This window comes from Eubacterium sp. 3_1_31 (assembly GCF_964249515.1).
Lineage (GTDB): Bacteria > Bacillota_I > Bacilli_A > Erysipelotrichales > Erysipelotrichaceae > Longicatena > Longicatena caecimuris.
In genome coordinates, this window is the sequence record NZ_CAXUBY010000002.1 from 149055 (window position 1) to 166743 (window position 17689).

Annotated in this window: 13 protein-coding genes; 2 read left to right on the top strand and 11 right to left on the bottom strand. The window is 37.8% G+C overall.

Annotated features, from left to right (window positions below):
- Window positions 1–53 precede the first annotated feature (53 nt).
- Window positions 54–950 carry a hypothetical protein gene (locus ACESSZ_RS01545; RefSeq protein ID WP_331866789.1) on the bottom strand — a complete coding sequence of 299 codons (897 nt, stop codon included), beginning with the start codon at window positions 948–950 and terminating at the stop codon, window positions 54–56.
- 161 nt (window positions 951–1111) lie between these two features.
- Between ACESSZ_RS01545 and ACESSZ_RS01550 the strand changes: the two genes are divergently transcribed.
- Window positions 1112–1780, top strand: a complete 669-nt coding sequence (locus ACESSZ_RS01550; RefSeq protein WP_331866790.1) for a uracil-DNA glycosylase — start codon at window positions 1112–1114, stop codon at window positions 1778–1780.
- 141 nt (window positions 1781–1921) lie between these two features.
- Window positions 1922–2341 carry a C-GCAxxG-C-C family (seleno)protein gene (locus ACESSZ_RS01555; protein WP_119957472.1) on the top strand — a complete coding sequence of 140 codons (420 nt, stop codon included), beginning with the start codon at window positions 1922–1924 and terminating at the stop codon, window positions 2339–2341.
- 362 nt (window positions 2342–2703) lie between these two features.
- On the opposite strand, the gene ACESSZ_RS01560 is transcribed toward ACESSZ_RS01555, so the two are convergent.
- From ACESSZ_RS01560 to ACESSZ_RS01605, 10 genes are all read right to left on the bottom strand, one after another.
- Window positions 2704–3051 (bottom strand): WCX domain-containing protein, encoded by a 348-nt coding sequence (locus ACESSZ_RS01560; protein ID WP_321195591.1) that lies wholly within the window; start codon window positions 3049–3051, stop codon window positions 2704–2706.
- Window positions 3044–3598, bottom strand: a complete 555-nt coding sequence (locus ACESSZ_RS01565; protein ID WP_321195590.1) for a helix-turn-helix transcriptional regulator — start codon at window positions 3596–3598, stop codon at window positions 3044–3046. The genes ACESSZ_RS01560 and ACESSZ_RS01565 overlap by 8 nt, the downstream gene beginning before the upstream one ends.
- Complete coding sequence (locus ACESSZ_RS01570) at window positions 3595–5358, bottom strand: ABC-F family ATP-binding cassette domain-containing protein (protein ID WP_119957471.1); 1764 nt, start codon at window positions 5356–5358, stop codon at window positions 3595–3597. Before ACESSZ_RS01570 ends, ACESSZ_RS01565 begins: the two co-directional genes overlap by 4 nt.
- Before the next feature lie 57 nt (window positions 5359–5415).
- Window positions 5416–5889, bottom strand: a complete 474-nt coding sequence (locus ACESSZ_RS01575) for a hypothetical protein (RefSeq protein WP_119957470.1) — start codon at window positions 5887–5889, stop codon at window positions 5416–5418.
- Between the two features lie 89 nt (window positions 5890–5978).
- Entirely contained in the window at window positions 5979–6302 is a 324-nt protein-coding gene (locus ACESSZ_RS01580) for a hypothetical protein (RefSeq protein ID WP_321195589.1), read from the bottom strand.
- A 75-nt stretch (window positions 6303–6377) separates the two neighbouring features.
- On the bottom strand, window positions 6378–6515 hold the full coding sequence (locus ACESSZ_RS01585; RefSeq protein WP_321195588.1) for a hypothetical protein: 138 nt from the start codon (window positions 6513–6515) through the stop codon (window positions 6378–6380).
- Window positions 6499–7329 carry a class C sortase gene (locus ACESSZ_RS01590; protein ID WP_119957469.1) on the bottom strand — a complete coding sequence of 277 codons (831 nt, stop codon included), beginning with the start codon at window positions 7327–7329 and terminating at the stop codon, window positions 6499–6501. Before ACESSZ_RS01590 ends, ACESSZ_RS01585 begins: the two co-directional genes overlap by 17 nt.
- A gap of 885 nt (window positions 7330–8214) precedes the next feature.
- Entirely contained in the window at window positions 8215–13263 is a 5049-nt protein-coding gene (locus tag ACESSZ_RS01595) for a leucine-rich repeat domain-containing protein (protein ID WP_321195587.1), read from the bottom strand.
- A 674-nt stretch (window positions 13264–13937) separates the two neighbouring features.
- Window positions 13938–15266 carry an RsmF rRNA methyltransferase first C-terminal domain-containing protein gene (locus ACESSZ_RS01600; RefSeq protein WP_119957468.1) on the bottom strand — a complete coding sequence of 443 codons (1329 nt, stop codon included), beginning with the start codon at window positions 15264–15266 and terminating at the stop codon, window positions 13938–13940.
- Between the two features lie 29 nt (window positions 15267–15295).
- The gene (locus ACESSZ_RS01605; RefSeq protein WP_499842674.1) at window positions 15296–17662 is read right to left on the bottom strand and encodes a hypothetical protein; all 2367 of its coding nucleotides are present in this window, start codon (window positions 17660–17662) and stop codon (window positions 15296–15298) included.
- Window positions 17663–17689 lie beyond the last annotated feature (27 nt).

Consider the following 17689-nt stretch of genomic DNA (forward strand, 5'->3'; position numbering starts at 1 on the left):
AAACCAGATCAAATCACAGGTGGTGACTTCTTTTTGTGTAGAAATGCATACTGTTATACTTTTTGTTTTTCCTTCTTTACAACTGTAATCTGAAAACTATGCATGAGTTCCTCATCATATGCTTGTCCCAAATTTTGAAACGTTGGCAAAAAAACATAATTCAAGCGTTGTTCATAAGGCAATCCATTGGCTTTACCAGATGCATAACAGATACCTTCGATATCGGTCTTCCTATTATAAACGGCAGCTGTTAACAGTTGTGATATGACATAATTACTCTTAAAGGCATGGTTTTCATTATCCTTTGCCCATATGGATAAGGCATATTTTAATGGCATGGTACATAAAAAGGCAAACAATTGTTCATGCGAATATCTTCTTTTTTCCATCTGTGGATAGGACACACTTACATCCAATAAAGAAAACGCTTTTAAAGGACGAAATTCACCATAGGATATATTGGTTTTTGCCAATTCCTTATACATACAAAGAAGACTGCCAGCCAGATATAAACAAGGTATCCCCGTGATAGAATAGCGCTGATTCTGAATCAAATAGCGTTTTGTAAAAGGGATATGATAGAATTCTTGACGATCAAGCAGTGGTTTTAAAGATACTCTTCCTCGATATAATACATTGGGAAGCTGCTGTATACGCTCAAACATCATCTCATATGTTTGATGATGAAAGGAACACTGCAACATATTTTGCATCTGAGAAGAAGCAGTATTCATCCTTCCCTTTAAATAATTACGCCAAATATCATTAATTTTATTACGTAACTTATATAAATATGTATATTCTTCCACAGTTAAGATATCGGCCTTTTTTATAAGATGTAAGAAACGTAATGTTTTTTGTAAATATGCACTACGTACCTCATGATCATGTTCAACCATCGTCTCAAGTGGCAGCTGTTCGGCCAGCTTTTGCAATAATAAAGTTTCCATCATAACCCCCTAAGCTTTTCGCAAGTTCTAGTTCATTATATAACAATTCATAACAAAATGAGTAGAAATTGCAACAGAATGTTGCTTTCCCTTATTTTCTTCTCGATAACGTTTACTTCATGATACACATAGAGTAAAATAAAGAGGAAAGAGGTGTTTTTATGGTACATATTGGCAATGATTGGGACGAAATATTAAAAGATGAATTTGCGAAAGAATATTACCAGAACATCCGCAAATTTTTAGTATATGAATATAATCATCATCCGGTATACCCCAGCATGTATGATATCTTTAACGCTTTAAAATATACACCGTATCACTGTGTTAAGGTTGTTATTTTAGGACAAGATCCATATCATGGCAAAGGACAGGCGCATGGCTTATGCTTCTCCGTTAAAAAAGGGGTTACTCCTCCTCCATCTTTACAAAATATCTTTCAAGAATTAAAAAACGATGTTGGCTGTAACATCCCTACTCATGGAGAATTAACGAAATGGGCAAAACAGGGCGTATTATTGTTAAATACTGTGTTAACCGTTCGCGGTGGACAGGCGAATTCTCATGCCAATCATGGTTGGGAACAATTAACCGATGCGATTATTCAAAAGTTAAATGAACGCGTAGAACCAATCGTCTTCCTTTTATGGGGACGCAATGCCAAAAATAAAATGGCACTTATCACCAACCCGGCACATCTTATTCTGTCATGTGCACATCCTAGCCCATTTAGTGCGGATTATGGTTTCTTTGGCTGTCGGCATTTCTCCAAAACCAATGACTTTCTAAAACAGCATGGACAAACACCTATTGATTGGCAAATCGAATAAGAAATATCTTGCGCTTTTTGCGTCAATTCGCTTATAAAACAAATAAAAACAAATGGTAATGCATGAATTTCACATCCCTTTCTTGACACGAAAAACAAGCATGCTAAAATTAATTCGTATGAAGAGAAAGGAAATTGGTTTATGTTAAAAGAAGTTGCTATAAAGTATTATCGTATGGGATATAACTGTGCAGAAAGTATCCTTCGTGCGGGAAATGAGGTCTATGATCTGGGGCTACATGACAAGGACATGAATATGACCGCCGCTTTTGGGGGAGGTTTTCAAATCGGGGATGTCTGCGGTGCCCTCAGCGGTGCAGCTTGTGTCATCAGCTCTCGCTATGTAGAAACCAAAGCACATGATTATGCAGATATGCGCCCATTGACGCAAAAGCTGGTCATCGCTTTTCAGAAACGCATGGGTTCTCGCCTATGTGCGCAAATCAAACCGGTATTTCATAATAAAGAAATAAAATGTGAGAATACAGTTGCTACTGCTGCTGAAGTATTAGAACAAGTTATCATGGAATGGGATGCAGAACACAACACTGTAGAGCAATAACATAAAGCTGCCCTATGACAAGAGCTATCTTCACACTTGTCATGAGCAGCTTTTTCTATTCTATTTTATCCACGTTTCCCCATTAAAATAAATTGTATCAGTTCTTCAACATCATCAAACACATCATAATCACCAAAAATACCTTCTCTATGATAAACAATCCCATTCTTTTCATTCGCTGCGAAACAATCTAAAAGTTTTTTCTCTTTTCTGAGTTCTTTTTAGTGAGCCCTTTTTTTATCACTTCCTTATTTTTCTTCTGATTTATTTCAAATTTCTTATTGACATATTACCAGAAGACTTGTATAGCTATATCATAACAAAAAAACTACGACAACAGTATGTCATAGTTCTTGATAAAGTTATATCCATCGTTTACTGTCTTCATAGATACGTTTTCTTAACGTTATTGGCTGTAACACTTCAATCCTATCGCCAAAGGCTAACAGATTCGCATACCAGAAATGCTCATCTTTAGGCACATACAAGCGATATAAGAAAGTTTTTTTATCTTCCCGCAAAATCTCACCCGGCAGATATTCCAAAATCGATAGTTTCTTTGCTTTATCACAACGCAAACGAATTTCTATCATCGGCTGTTGATGTTTCTCATCATGCATAGACGCGATAGTTTCACGTAATGCAGGATGCGGTTGCGCTTGCATATCCTTAACGAGTTCAATATCTTCCATACGCACTAACTTATACATACGATAGCCTTTTTTGCGTTTTGGCAATCATATACCAAGCATACCATTTATACATACATCCGGCGGCATCTGCCACTGTCTTTTTTCGTTCATTACGCGCATTTGTATACATAAAGCGTAAGCAACAATGTTTCTGCATGGCTGTTTTAATGATTTGCAAATGCTGATGTATGAACGGATGTTCCTGTAAAACGCTAAAATCTAACAGGATATGGGAATCATCTTTTGAGAGCTGTTCTATCTTTTCACATAAGTCAACTACCTGATTTTCTCCCATTGCGCTGGAATAACCTTGCAATGCAGTAGCCATCATAGAAAACTCTTCCTCATTCACCCATTGTTCATCCAAGCGATAACCTTCTTGTATTTCATAGCCGCCATCACTATCGGAATAAGCAATAATAGGAATTTTCGCCATGCTTAAGGCATCCATATCCCGCTGAATCGTGCGCACTGAAACTTCAAAATATTCTGCTAATGTTTTGGCACTGGTACGCCCATGATTTAACAAATATATCGTGATTCCATACAAACGATCGCGCTTCATCTGCTTTTTCCTTTTTTTAAATCTTCGATTGCCTGCTGTTTTTCACTAAGATACTCCCAGCGTTCCATTAATTCTTCCATCTTGGTTTCCAAGGCTTCCCGCTCTTCACTTAAAGATTGTAATTTCACAAAATCTTGTGTATCCATCTCCATTTGCTCGTCAATCGCTTCGATCTGTTTTTGCAGCTTTTCCATATGTTCATCCATCATTTCCAGTTCCTGTTTCTCTTTACTGGTTAGTCGCGGACTTACCTTTGGCTTCACTGCTTTTTCATTCTTATCTAAAACTGTATTCTTTTCCCCTAGTTCCATCAAGGCACTATAGCCACCCAAAAACTGCTGTATCGTTTTATCTGACTTAAATACAAACAGCTTATCACAAATACGATCAAGGAAATAACGGTCATGTGACACCGTAATAAGCGCCCCGTTAAATGTATCCAGATAATCTTCCAAAATCTGTAAGGTCTGAATATCTAAATCATTGGTTGGTTCATCCAAAAACAAGATATTCGGTGCCTGCATCAATACCTTTAATAAATATAACCGTCTGCGTTCACCACCGGATAAACGCCCAATTGGCATATATTGCGCTTTGGCATCAAACAAGAATCGTTCCAGCATTTGCGAAGCTGTATATGTTCCCTCTATGGTCGTAATGGCATTCGAGCTTTCCTGTATATAATCCAATACGCGCATAGACATGTCCATTTCTTCATATCCTTGCTTAAAGAAGCCTATTCTAACCGTATCTCCGTGTATCACTTCGCCACTATCTGGAGCCAATTCTTTTGCCAATAGTTTCAATAAGGTTGTCTTTCCACACCCATTCGCGCCCAAAATACCAATGCGGTCATTTCTTTGAAGATGATAAGAAAAATCATGAAACAAGAAGTGTTCCCCATACGCCTTAGATAAATTTTCACATTCGATAATTTTCTTACCTAAGCGAGAACTTATAGCATCTAATTTTATATTCGCTTGTTCATTCGGTTTCTCTATCGCATTAAGTTTATGAAACCGCTCAATACGTTCCTTGCTTTTTGTTCCTCTGGCTTGTACACCGGCGCGCATCCAGGCAAGTTCCGTACGTAAAATATTTTGTCGTTTGCGCTCATTCGCTTGCGCTATTTCTTCGCGTTGTGCTTTTAATTCCAGATATTGTGAATAATTAGCCTCATAGGTATATATGTTTGCCTGATCGATTTCTATCATTTTATCACAGATACGTTCTAAAAAATAACGATCATGTGTTACCATAAAGATAGCATGAGAATAACGCAATAAATACTTCTCTAGCCATTCGATCATATCATTATCCAAATGGTTTGTCGGCTCATCCAATAGTAAAAGATCACAAGGCTGTAACAAGGCTCTTGCTAAAGCAACACGTTTGCGCTGTCCACCACTGAGATGCTTCACAATGCGCGCAGTATCATAAATACCAAGTTTTCCTAAAATTGCCTTTGCCTCAAATTCCTTAATATCTTTATCCATACATAAAATTTGATGCAATATCGTATCCTCTTCATCAAACACAGGATCTTGGGGAAGATAAGAGATTCGTAAATTATTTTTACGTATCATATTACCCTCTTCATACGTTTCAAGACCTGCTATGATGCGTAACAAGGTCGTTTTACCAGTACCATTGACACCAATCAAGGCAATTTTATCATGATCTTCAATCGCAAAACTGACATCTTTTACAATTGGTTTTATATTCTGATGCTTTGTTAAATGTTCCACTGACAGTAACATGTATATCATCCTCTTTCGTTACCTGCTTATTTTACCATACGCAGATGAAAAAGGAAATCATCTCACAAGATGACTTCCTTTACCTATCCATATGTCTTTATAATTGTCATTGTAATATACGATACCTTTATGTTCATCATAAGCCTTTTGAAAAGATACTAAGAGCACTTTCTTTAGATTTTCCAGACATTTTAAATAATTACCACGATATTGCTGGTTAAGTAATGCTTGATACACCTGTGACATAGACAATTCTTTTAAATTTGTAATTAATTTTTGTATTTTTGCATTATCATCAATACACATCAGAAAGTAGTTTTCTTGTATATCATGAATCCGTCTGTGACAATAACTTCGAGGATGATAGTTTGTAATCATATTCCAAATATAGAAAAAATCACAACTGCGTACAGGTATGGAATAACTGGCATCAGAGAATAATTGTAAACATAAATTTTTCTCATCAAAGCCTCTGTTATCTTCACATATCACATCTAATTTCTGTATTTCAAAAACGTGTATCGTCTGCATAATTTACTGTTCCTTTCTTATGAATGAAACATATAAAGAAACAATATAAATTTACCAAAATTTATATCATTTCTAAATAATTTTAACAATTAAGAATTCAAATATCCTAACATAGCCGCATTCAACAAAGAATTACTACCATCAAAAATCCATTTTTTATTCTCTTTGCGATAGTTAACTAAAACAGTTTCTTCTTTTTGTTTTGCTTTTTTCATTTTCTTAGTAAACTCACTTTTCGTGAATTCATCATCTTTTTTTTGTTTCATGGTTTCATAGATAGCATCATTCATTGTATCTATATAATTAAAGTTTTTTACTTTAACACTGACTGTTGCTTTATCATCTTTGATTTTTTCTTCATTAACCTCATAGGTCATATTTGCATAAGTTAACTTCATAAGTTTTTTTTGCAAACCAGCACTCTTATCATAGCTTTTTTGATCAAATTCAGCACCGACGATATCACATGCTTCTTTATATTTTCCTTCTTACATCTTCTCCAAATAAACTTCTGTCAACCCTTTTGGTGAAGACTTATCCGTACGCTGGCATCCGGCAATTACCATTGCCATCACCATACAGCAGAATACTGCCATTATCTTTTTTAACTTAGCTGATTTTTTCATTTTTACGACTCCTTACTTTTTTAACTGTTTTATAACCTATCATTAATACTAAAGCTCCAGTTAGCACTAACAGTATAATTATTTCCTTTGACCACGTTTTCTTTGTTATCATTGCTTTATGCTTTGGTATGTACTTTGTTCGTATTCCTCTTACCAATAAGCGATGTGAATTGATTCCATATGGTGTACAGGTCAATAAAGTCACATGATCTTCATTGGCAATTGGTTTTAAATATTCTGTTTTATTAGGTTTCACTACGATGATCTTATCTACTTTATAAGCAAGAACTTGATTATAAATATGAATGTAAAATTCATCACCAATTTCCATTTTATCCAAATCTGTAAATAATTTTGCCTCAGGCAAACCGCGGTGGGTACTTAAAACCGTGTGATTCCCTTTCCCTCCAATAGGAAATGGTGTCTCACGTAAATGGCCAACACCTTTGCGGATAACTTTTTCTGCCACACCATGATAAATAGGCAAGTTTAAATCAATACAAGGAATCTCCAATGTGCCCATACTACCAGAGGCAACATTCATGATGTCATTATAGTTATCAGGAATAACCACACCACTTCCAGGTACAAAAGGGTCATGTACCTCAGTACCTAAGATGCTTTTGTTATATACCTTTGCCTTATCAATTTCCTTTTTTACCATTACTTTATCATAATGCAATGCCTTATCATTGTATTTCTTTACAGCTATGGTTTGATCATAATTAGACAATAAAACATTTACGTTTGGATAGGCCAGTAAAATAACACCACCTAGAAACAGCAAGGTTGTTATTAGCTTTCGTATTTTCATCTTGTTCGTATAAAGCAGAAAAGAGGGGAACTGAATCCCCTGATTTTCTACTTAACAGCTTTACGGCTGCCTTTTCTATTTAATACTACTGCTGCACCAATTAAAGCAATACCACCGATAACAAAGATAATAGTACCAATACCACCGTAAATAGAAGATCAGTATTTGTCAGTGCATTGTATACAGTTATTTTTTGATTATCTAAATGACTTGTAGCATTAACTGTTACTTTTAAAGGCTCACTCAATAAGCTATATGGTTCACCTTTATCACTAATAGGAGCTTTTGTCTCTACGATCCAATAATCCGTTGAACGATTATTGTTATCTTCAAATGACTCACCTAAAGTACCGTAAGCTAAACCAAAGATTTCTACGATACCTTGTTCATTTGATACAAAAGTATCTTTACCATTAATGCTGATTGGATTCTTTTTAGCTTTTGCATCCGCTTACGATGCAAAAACCTGGAATTCTGCACCCTTCAATACTTTTGCAGAATTTTCCTTATCAACCTTTATCATTTTAATACCGCCAGTATGTACTTCTGGTGTATCGCTATCTTTCTCATAATCCTGATCAGCAGCATTTGTAAAAGACAAATGAGCGGTGTTATCGATTTCTTCGCCTAAATCTGCCGTCTGATTTATTTTTGTATAGAACGTAGCATAAAAAAGATTATGCTGCCGTCACAACAAGGTTTTCTTCTTTTTTCTAAAAAAAAGAAACATCACTATGAAAATGACATTTCTTTTGCCTTATATTTTCCATAATTTATTAACTTTTCTTTGTCTTACCCTTTTTATGCATCACTTATTTGTCAAAATACCATGTGAAATCACATGGTATTTTGACATATTTTATACGATTATTGCTCTTATGCTGTTTATTGATCAAGCTCCCACACAATATTTAAAGCTTGCATAGCGTTTAATCCCCATGGTGCACCAGCAATTTGATCCTTACTCTTTCCTTTGATGAAGAAAGAGGTGATTCCTGTAAATCGAAATGCATTGTTAATGCTAGTAACCGTGCTAGGTATTTCAATACTTTTTAGTTTCGTGCACTGTACAAAAGCATCTGTACCAATTACTTCCAGTCCTTCAGCTAATGTTATACTTTCCAGTGCCAAGCACCAGCCAAAACCATTTTCCGGTATTTCTTTTAATTTTGCAGGGAGACTGATATGTGTAAGACTCGTACATTTATTAAATGTCGCATATCCAATCTTTTGCATCGAATCTGGTAAATTGATTTTCACAAGGCTGTTACATTCAGCAAAAGCTTGGGAACCAATTTCCGTTACCCCATCCGGTAGTACAACGCCTTCTAAATTAATACAATTCGTAAACAAATAATCATTGATAACCGTGATATTTTTAGGAATAACCAATGTTCCTTTCAAGGCATTGCATCCTCTAAAGGCACTTTGTTCCAGAATCTGAAGATTATCCGGCAGTTTAACACTTTCTAAACGCAAACAGCTTTGGAACGCACTGTATCGAATAGCAGTTACGGATTCCGGTATTGTAATGTGGAGCATATACTCGGCTCGCCAGAAGGTCTGCGGCATAATTTCTTTCAAATTGTTGGATAACTTAATATCACTCAGCCAGCAATCGTAGAATGCCGCATTACCGATGCTGGTGACACTGTCTGGCATGACTACACTTTTTACTTCATGTTTTGCGTTAAAAGCATTGCCTCCGATGCTAACGACAATACAAGGTATGTCATTCACGAGAATGACTTCCGGAATCACTACATCTCCTTGATTTAATATTACCTTTTCTTCTGAAACGGCATCAATGACTCCATTATTCACCATTTCACTTGTCAAAATCACAGTTCCTGCTGTTTGCAATGTTTTGGTTTCTTTTAAACCGCCATAAGCAAAGGTTAAATCAAAGGTTGTACTCGTCGGTACTTGATCCTTATCAATTACATATTCATCTTTCGCTAATGTTTTGATACTTCCATCGGAATACATTGCCCTTACGATAAAATCATCTTTATCAAGCAGTTCTTCTTTTAGAAAAAATTTCTTTTTCGCTTCTATGGACAACTGGGCCAAGATCACAGGTGCCTTAGCTTGTAGTAACATGGTATTTTCAGATAGTTTGCTTGTCTTATCTTTTGTCCCCGAGATTTCCTTTACGACATATGGTGTATTCTGTTTTTCACTCACTGTCCATACCGTGTCATCACAAACCTCTATTCTGGCAAATTGTTTCGCTTTTATCGTAATCTCGCCGGTAGCCTGCGTGGTGCGTTTGGCTACAATTTCATTTGTTTCACTATCATATACCGTATAGGCAAGATGAACACCTTTGCGCGTTTCCAAGATTTGTTTTATATCAGTGATGTTTTCTTGGCTAGCCCGCAGTACCTGACGTAACTCGAAAGTGAATTCCTGATCACTGTCATTTTCCATTTCTTTCGCAATTTCAATGACCGTCTTGCGATTACTATTTACAAACCCCACGGCATCCTGGCAATCAATACGACCATTATAGCAATCATCCAGTGCATCAACATATCCACTTAACTGTCCCCATTCAGCATCACTTTCCTCTATCAACTCCACGATTCGATAGGTGCCATCTTTGACGATGCTAGGCTGTATTTTTACATCTGCTTCGCTAAAATAGATGATTGGATATCCATTTGCACTCTTCTCGATGCTAATCTTACCATCACGTTGTGTTCTTTGGATGCGATTACTTGAAATGCCCTTTTCATCAGCGATAATATATGCTACATTTGCGGCTGGATTCCATACTTTTCCATCATATACATCTACACGATAAACTAGTCTGGCTCCTTTCATCACTTCATCGCTGCCCAAATGCATCCGTTTATAAATGGCAGACGTTTGATCTCTTCCACTAATCTGATTCTGTAAAATAGCCAGTGGCTGCTGTTGAATCACATTTGCCAATTCCCCTATCTTTGGTGTGATTTCAATAAAACCGCCATTCTGTTTATAGAGCTTATAACGATCTTTACTGCTCTCGCTTAACCGATAGCGCGTATCTTTCGGTAAAGTATTGATCATGATTCGTTTCCATGGTTCTATCTGGATTTCTTTACCGGCTTCCCATAGTAAGGTCGCTCGTGTCTGATGTATGGTATCCAATACTTGTACTTCTGTTGTTTCCTTAGGCCAAACAGCCCATTCCCCGTTATGCTCTTGGATTTCCAGTTTCAGATGCACCTTTTCCTTATCTCTAATTTCGGCATTTTGTCTGATATCTTCTAAATAAGCATTCCCCCTTCCGTTATCTTCTTCGCCGACCACATATTCTTTTCCGATCATGAAGGTATTGGCATCCCCATTTACAAAAGTGACCGTACTGTTTTCCGCTAATTTCCCTATAGCCGGTGTTTTATCAACCGGATAAATTTGTTCATAATCGGCATCCGGTGTTTCAATGATCGTATATTCCATTCCTTCAACGCCCACATCTTGAAAGACGACTGTTTGCTGATGCTGAATGCTGAAATAGCCATCGTTCGATGTTTTACCCTGACCAACCAGTATACCGTTTTTCATGATCTGATATTCCTTATCGGCATATGGTTTGCCTTCGATTAAAATTTGCATCGTAAATTCTCTTGTTTCGATAGCCTGTTGCTCACTTTCTGACACTTTGGATGGATCAAAACTGACAAGCTTTGTAATTTGGAGAGGACGTAATAGATAATCATTTACGATTGTTGCTTCGGCTTTCTTAGCATAGCATGGCATCATTCCTTCTGCAGTAGCGTTAATTGGTTCATAATAATCCCCATCCGTATAACCGGTATCATCGATTTCTTTTACCTTGTAGCTTTTTCCTGCGGTAAAGCCCTCGATCTTAATGATTTTTCCTGCACATGCTGCTGAAAATCTTCCGTTTTCATCAAGGATCCCTTCTACATCGCTTTCCAATCCATCTTCATTTAAGATGACCCAGCGTGCACCGGTTAACAAATGATCATCTGAAGAAACTTCGAATGTGAATTCCTTCTTGCATTCCTCTGCATTTTGATGCTTTACTTCCTTTGTTAAATACAGTTCTTTCCATTTATAGTGATTTGTGATCGTTGCAACATTTCCGAATGTTTCCATAATACCGCTGGCGCTGGTTTGTTCACAGAACCAATCTTTACCTGGATATATTTCGTTTACTTCATAGCGAATGCCTTCATCTCCGGGAAAGAGAGCTATGATTTCATTTGCTTTTATTTCAAATTGTCCATTCGCATCTGTTTTGCCCTCTTTCAATTTCATTGGTATGCCACCATCATTTCGTATACTGTCAACTACCCAATACTCTGCATTGGCTAGTGGCTGATCATCTGCCTTTATTTGAAAGTGAAAGGTTTCTTTTGTGATATCCATTTTATCGGAATGTCCTTGTACCTTTTTTTGCGCATAAAGCACTGGGCGATACGTATTTTGAAATGTCATCGTACGGGTATCTTCATGCTTTATATCTGTGATGTCAACCTTCCAAAAAGGATTTTCCTCTTCTTTGATTTCCATCAGCGATTGATCTAAAAGATGAAAAACAGCTTTTTCATCTGCATGCAGATAAAAGCTTCCATCTGCTTCTGTTGCATACACCCGATTCGTACCACATGCTGTCCAACCATCCCCTGTTTTCTTATACAATTGATATTCCTGTGTAGCAAATGGTTTCTGTGCATAGCTTGCCTGAAAGCGAAAGGACATATCTTTGCTTTTCTCAGGTATTTTTCCTTGCAAAGTTTTAATAACTTCCAATGTTTCCGGCTGATGCTGTTTCACACGTACTGCAATTCCATTCACCGTGCCTTCACTTTGATCTTCAACGACCTTAGAATAAAAACTGGCATCGTTATACGCATAGGTGGCAGGATGTTTTTTATCATGAGTATTCTCATGGTTGGCAGTATCCAATGATTCGTCCTCTTTTGGTGATTGCATATGAATCTGAAAGGATACCGCGCCCATTTCTTTAATGGTAAATGGATCTCCTTCCCTATCCTTTCTCATATCCACGGCAATTGCTTTCACCTCAGATAGCTCACGTTTCCAGTCTTCACTTCGTATCCAGCCATGTTCCACGGTTAAGACCTCATCTGGTGCCTCATCTTCAGTAGTGATTTTCGCATTGCGATTCGCATTGTTATAGACAATTGGAGCAGCACCTTTTTCTTTTCGTTCATTTACATTGATACCTGTAAAGCTGCCATACCACCAATTGTTTTCAAAATGGTTATCTGCTTGGTATAAAGGAGCATCTTCTAAGCGATCAAAAACAACAATATCGCTTAATGTCTTCGTTGCATTTTTAACGCTGATTTCATACGTATAACCATGATTACAAAGTACCGTAGCCTCGGTATCGAAGCTGCCAAAGCGATCATCATCTGAACGTACTAGTTTTTCCAATTTACTCATAGAGGCCATAACGATGTCCTCATTTACAGATGCGTTTGCATATAGCACTGTTTGTTCCTTTTGATTGCCATCACCGTCAATATCTTCACCAAATATCTGATAGCGTTGTTTATCTTCATCACTTGGGTAGGTACTTCCATCATCCGGCATAACTTCATTATCGGTTCCTAACAGTGCTTCATCATCTGTTTTGGCAGGCATAAAAGCCGCAATATTGGTCGCCGCATTGCTGATATCGGCATCTTTCCAATCATAATATGCTCCAAAGCTGACGCCCCAGCCTTCCATCCACATCTTATCATAGTAGCCGGAAGCATCCTCTCCTTCGTATTGGATATGGAAGGCGATTCTCGTTCTTCCACTTCCCCGATAGTTGGTATCAGCGACAGTTTGAGAATCCTCTGTTGTTTTCATCTCTTCTGCAAATAGGAAAGTCGGAAAGGTTAAAACGATCATCGTGATGACCAGTATCATAGAGACAAGTTTCTTACCATAATTTTTCATCTATACGTTCTCCCTTCCATTTCCACTTTTTGTAACATAAACATATTTGAACCATGAGCTACATCTATGCGAAACTAAGCCTTTTTCTTGTATACCATGATGGCATTCAACCAGAAAATACCTATAATCTTTCGACTAGGTTTTTTCATTCTATAAGGCAAAGCCCATGATCATCTTTTCACTAAGTTTCGGTTGCTTTTTCCCAGACATGTTGACCTTATCATAGCGTTTTTCATTTGCTTGTATCCATGATCATTTTCATAACGAAGGGCAATTTTTACCAGCATCTATCCATTGCCTTTTGTGTTTATAAAGCTGCTTCAGCAATACCAGCGCATTGACCTTGCATTAAGCATTTTTCATTATTTTCATAAAAGACATCTTATCTATAACAGTGTTCGTTATAGCTCTCATTGCCCATGTACAGGATCCTTTTTGCTTAACCCATGTACAGGATAATCAATAAGCGCGTGTGTCAATTCTTTGTCAATATCTTAGAAAAACATAACAAGATATTACTAAATTTTACATACGATTATAGAAATATCGTTATGAACGTACATACTTTCCCCTTGTGGCTATAGCATAAGGGCAATAAAAAAAGGAATCTCGATACAATCGGAAATTCCTGTCATTTATCCTTACCTATTTGGTCAAGTTATTTCTATTTTCGATCAGCGAATACGCATTCCTTTAGGGTATTTATTTTTTAACACCATGCCATCCCCTTTGGCAAAGCCGATGGGATGCTGATGCCACAATAAGGCCGTATACCCCTTATACGCACTGACGGATAGAGGATGACCTTGTAAAAAGAGGTGACATTCCTCATCACGCATATCATAGGTCTGTAAAAACTTATCCTGATGCAAACTTGCGCTATAAAAATGCTGATGTGGCTCTATGCGGTTTTTCATGATTTCCCCGGCTAAGATGCCCTGGCGCAGGATATGAATTTTCTTTATAAATAAAAAAGGCGTTTGTTTCAGATATAGCTTATCCTGCAATAGTAACGTATGCGCAGGCTGCTTTGCCAGCTGGCTTTTTAAAAAGGCTTGGGCAAACATTGGCAAGGCTGTATCCGCCACTTCTTTTTTTCGCGACATGACGGCTTGACCATGTTTCTTCATCTTAGCCACAAAATGTCCTTCCCCTTGATCCATCGGGAAAATTCTTCGCACCTTTGTCACATCCAGATCACGATATGAAAATCCGCTTCTGCCAAAGTTAACCTGGCAATCTAATAATTCCATATCTTCATGATGCTTTAAAAATGCATATATGACTTCTTCATTTTCTTCCATCGAATAGGTGCAGGTAGAATATACAAGAATGCCCTCTTCTTTTAAGGTTTCATAAGCACTTTCTAAAATAAGCTTTTGGCGCATTGCGCAGGAAGCCACATGTTCTACGCTCCAATCGTCCATTGCCTTGGCATGTTTTTTAAACATGCCTTCGCCACTGCAAGGAGCATCTACCAAGACCTTATCAAACCAGCCGCCCATTTCCTTGGCCAGTTCATCGGGACGTGCATTGGTAATCATACATTCACTAAAACCTAAACGTTCCATATTGCTCATCAATACGGCCGCCCGCTTTGCCTCTATTTCATTACTGACTAACAAACCACTGTGCTGCAATTTCGCGGCAATCTGCGTACTTTTGCCTCCCGGAGCTGCACACATATCCAACACCCAATCCCCCTCTTGTACATCCAAAACTTCTACGGCACTGGAAGCACTTGGCTCTTGCATATAAAACAGACCGGCAAGATGTGCAGGATGATTACCTAACCCTTTTTCCTGGTGTGGAATATAAAAGGTTTCAGGACAGATAGCAGAAGGCTTACACTCACAAACAGACAGCTGTAAAAAAGCCTCAACGCTTATCTTTGTCGTATTAACACGCAACCCACGATAAGCATCTTCCTCTAACGTTTTTACATAAGCCTCATAATCCTCTTGCAGATATTCCTTCATCCGCTGCAGAAATTGTTCTTTCATACACATCCCTCCAATACCTTCGTATTTTATCATACTTCTTCAGCATATGCATCCAGCAGCAGTGAAGAATGTTTCAGATACCATCGTGTTGCCAGCTGCATGCTGAAGTAAAGCAAACCACCCACACAAGCGGGCAATAACAAATACATCAATAGTGAGACATCCGCTGAAAGCTTTAACAAGATCAATATGATATAGCCCCACAATAAGATGGTCGTTATAAAGATAGCTACAAACAAATATTTTCGCCATCTTCTTAAGAAGGTTTTTTCATATAATTTACGCATTGCGTCCTTTCGCTCACCAAAAACATAATACACACTGCAAGCAAGTTGCTGATGCTGAATGGTTTTATGCAACAGCAGAAAATAAAGCAGTACACTGCCTCCTAGAAAGAAGATGCTGGCAATCGCAAAAAAGGTGAACAATTCCTTGAAATCAATGACTAGAACTTGCAGCAGCAAAGAATTTTTTAAGCTTATCTCATATAAATTACTAGTATTCAGATACTGCAATGCCTCTCTTACTTCCTCCACACTGTTTCCTTGATAAGTTACCTGTTTGATTTGGACATTTTTCACCAGGACATTCGATAAACCGGTTTCATCCATATACACGGTAGCATCCTTTACCTGCTCGTTTCCTTCCATCATGTCCATACTCGGTAATAAGAAACCGGCAATTTTCACATTCTTACGATACAACATACTGTTAATTGGTGTGGCTTCGATTGTATACGCCTGTACCTGTATTTGTTTACCGATCATCTCATCAGCAAAGCGAATATAGGCATACAATTTTTCCTGATAGCTCATTGTCTCATCGTTTGCATAGCGTTCATAAGGGAACCCCATTTCAATAGCGGTGGCTACATCAAGGACAATTTCATCCTGTGCAATTGGGGTGTAGTACACAATCTGTTTTCCATTATAAAAACGTGAAAAGACATCGATCGGCTGAATATCTTGAATGTTTACAAAATGATCTTGATATAATAAGCGTTTGTTACTGGAAGGAAAGCTTTTCATCTTCGATAAAGGATGTTGTTTCAGATAACCGCTTTTTACATACAAGGGATAGCCCAGATGCATTCCTAAAACGCCATTTGCAGTCTTATCCCCATCCTCATCCTCAAAAACCCCGGAAATCCGTAAAGGCAGGCCATACCAAGAAATTGTCATATGCAACAGTTTCTCTGCCGGTATCTCTTGATGAAAGAGCTGATGAGCCGTTTGCAACGAAAGACAAACTTCATCAAAGGTTGTAGGATAATGCCCCTGCAGTTTTTTGATACCGGCTTGCTTGGCAGTATTTGCCTCCACCACAGGCAAATAATTTTCTAAGGGTATGGCTTCTTTATCGTAAATACCTTCCAGATAGGCATTAGCAAAGGTTGCATTGACCGCTACATAACTACATAGCAGATTGCCCTTCATATGCTTCTGTAAGATTGAAACATCCTTTGATGATAGATTCGTTTTTAAAGCGGGATATAATGTCCCATCGTCCCCTTGGGCTATCTTATGGACGACAAATGAATTCGTCTTATCCTTTTGCAGCATGCCTAGCTCAATATTGACGATATCTAAGCTCGTTGTGCTCCATAAGATACAAACAAGGATCAATGACATCAATGTTAAAAATTTTAACGCATGATAAGGCCAGCGATAGCGACGATGTTGCTCCTCAAACATCGCATGCCATCCCTCTTTCTGCATGGTTACACCAGGTTGTTGAATATCCTGTATTTTTACTTCTTCATCTGCTTGATTATCACTGATTAAAATACCTTCACGAAATTCCAAGATGCGTTCACTATAGGCATGACAGGCAGGATCACCGACAACGATGACCAGTATGTGTTCACTATAAATTTTTAACAATTGATAAATGCTTTGCAGCTCCTCTTTTGAAAATGGTGTACTATCGGGATAAAAAATGATCGAACGATAGGTACGCAAAGCACTTCGGGCAAGCATCGTTTTCACTTTATCTTGAAAGCTGACTTCTTCAATGCTTTTTTCTGCTATGGAAGATAATTGCCAATCTTGCAGCACCTGTTTCACCTTTGTCTTTTCATATGCATATTGTAAAACAATATTTTCTTTCACACTTGCTGATGGTAAGAAAAGGAAATCGCCAAACCAGCTAGTCACACAGCTTGTGCGATATTGGCTTCTTTCCGTCACAGAGAAATTGGTTACCTTTGTTTCATCACACTGTAAAAATCCGGCATCCGCTTGTTTCATACCGGCCAAAAGATAACTGATGGCCTTTTCGGTTTCTTTTTCCTTAGCCGTAATGGCACAAAACCCATGTGCAGGTAATACAAAAGAGACATCTGTTAACAGATGCCGCTGTTTGTTTGTCATGGTGATATGGGATACTTTCAGCATGTTCAACACCTCTCTTTATAACTAGCA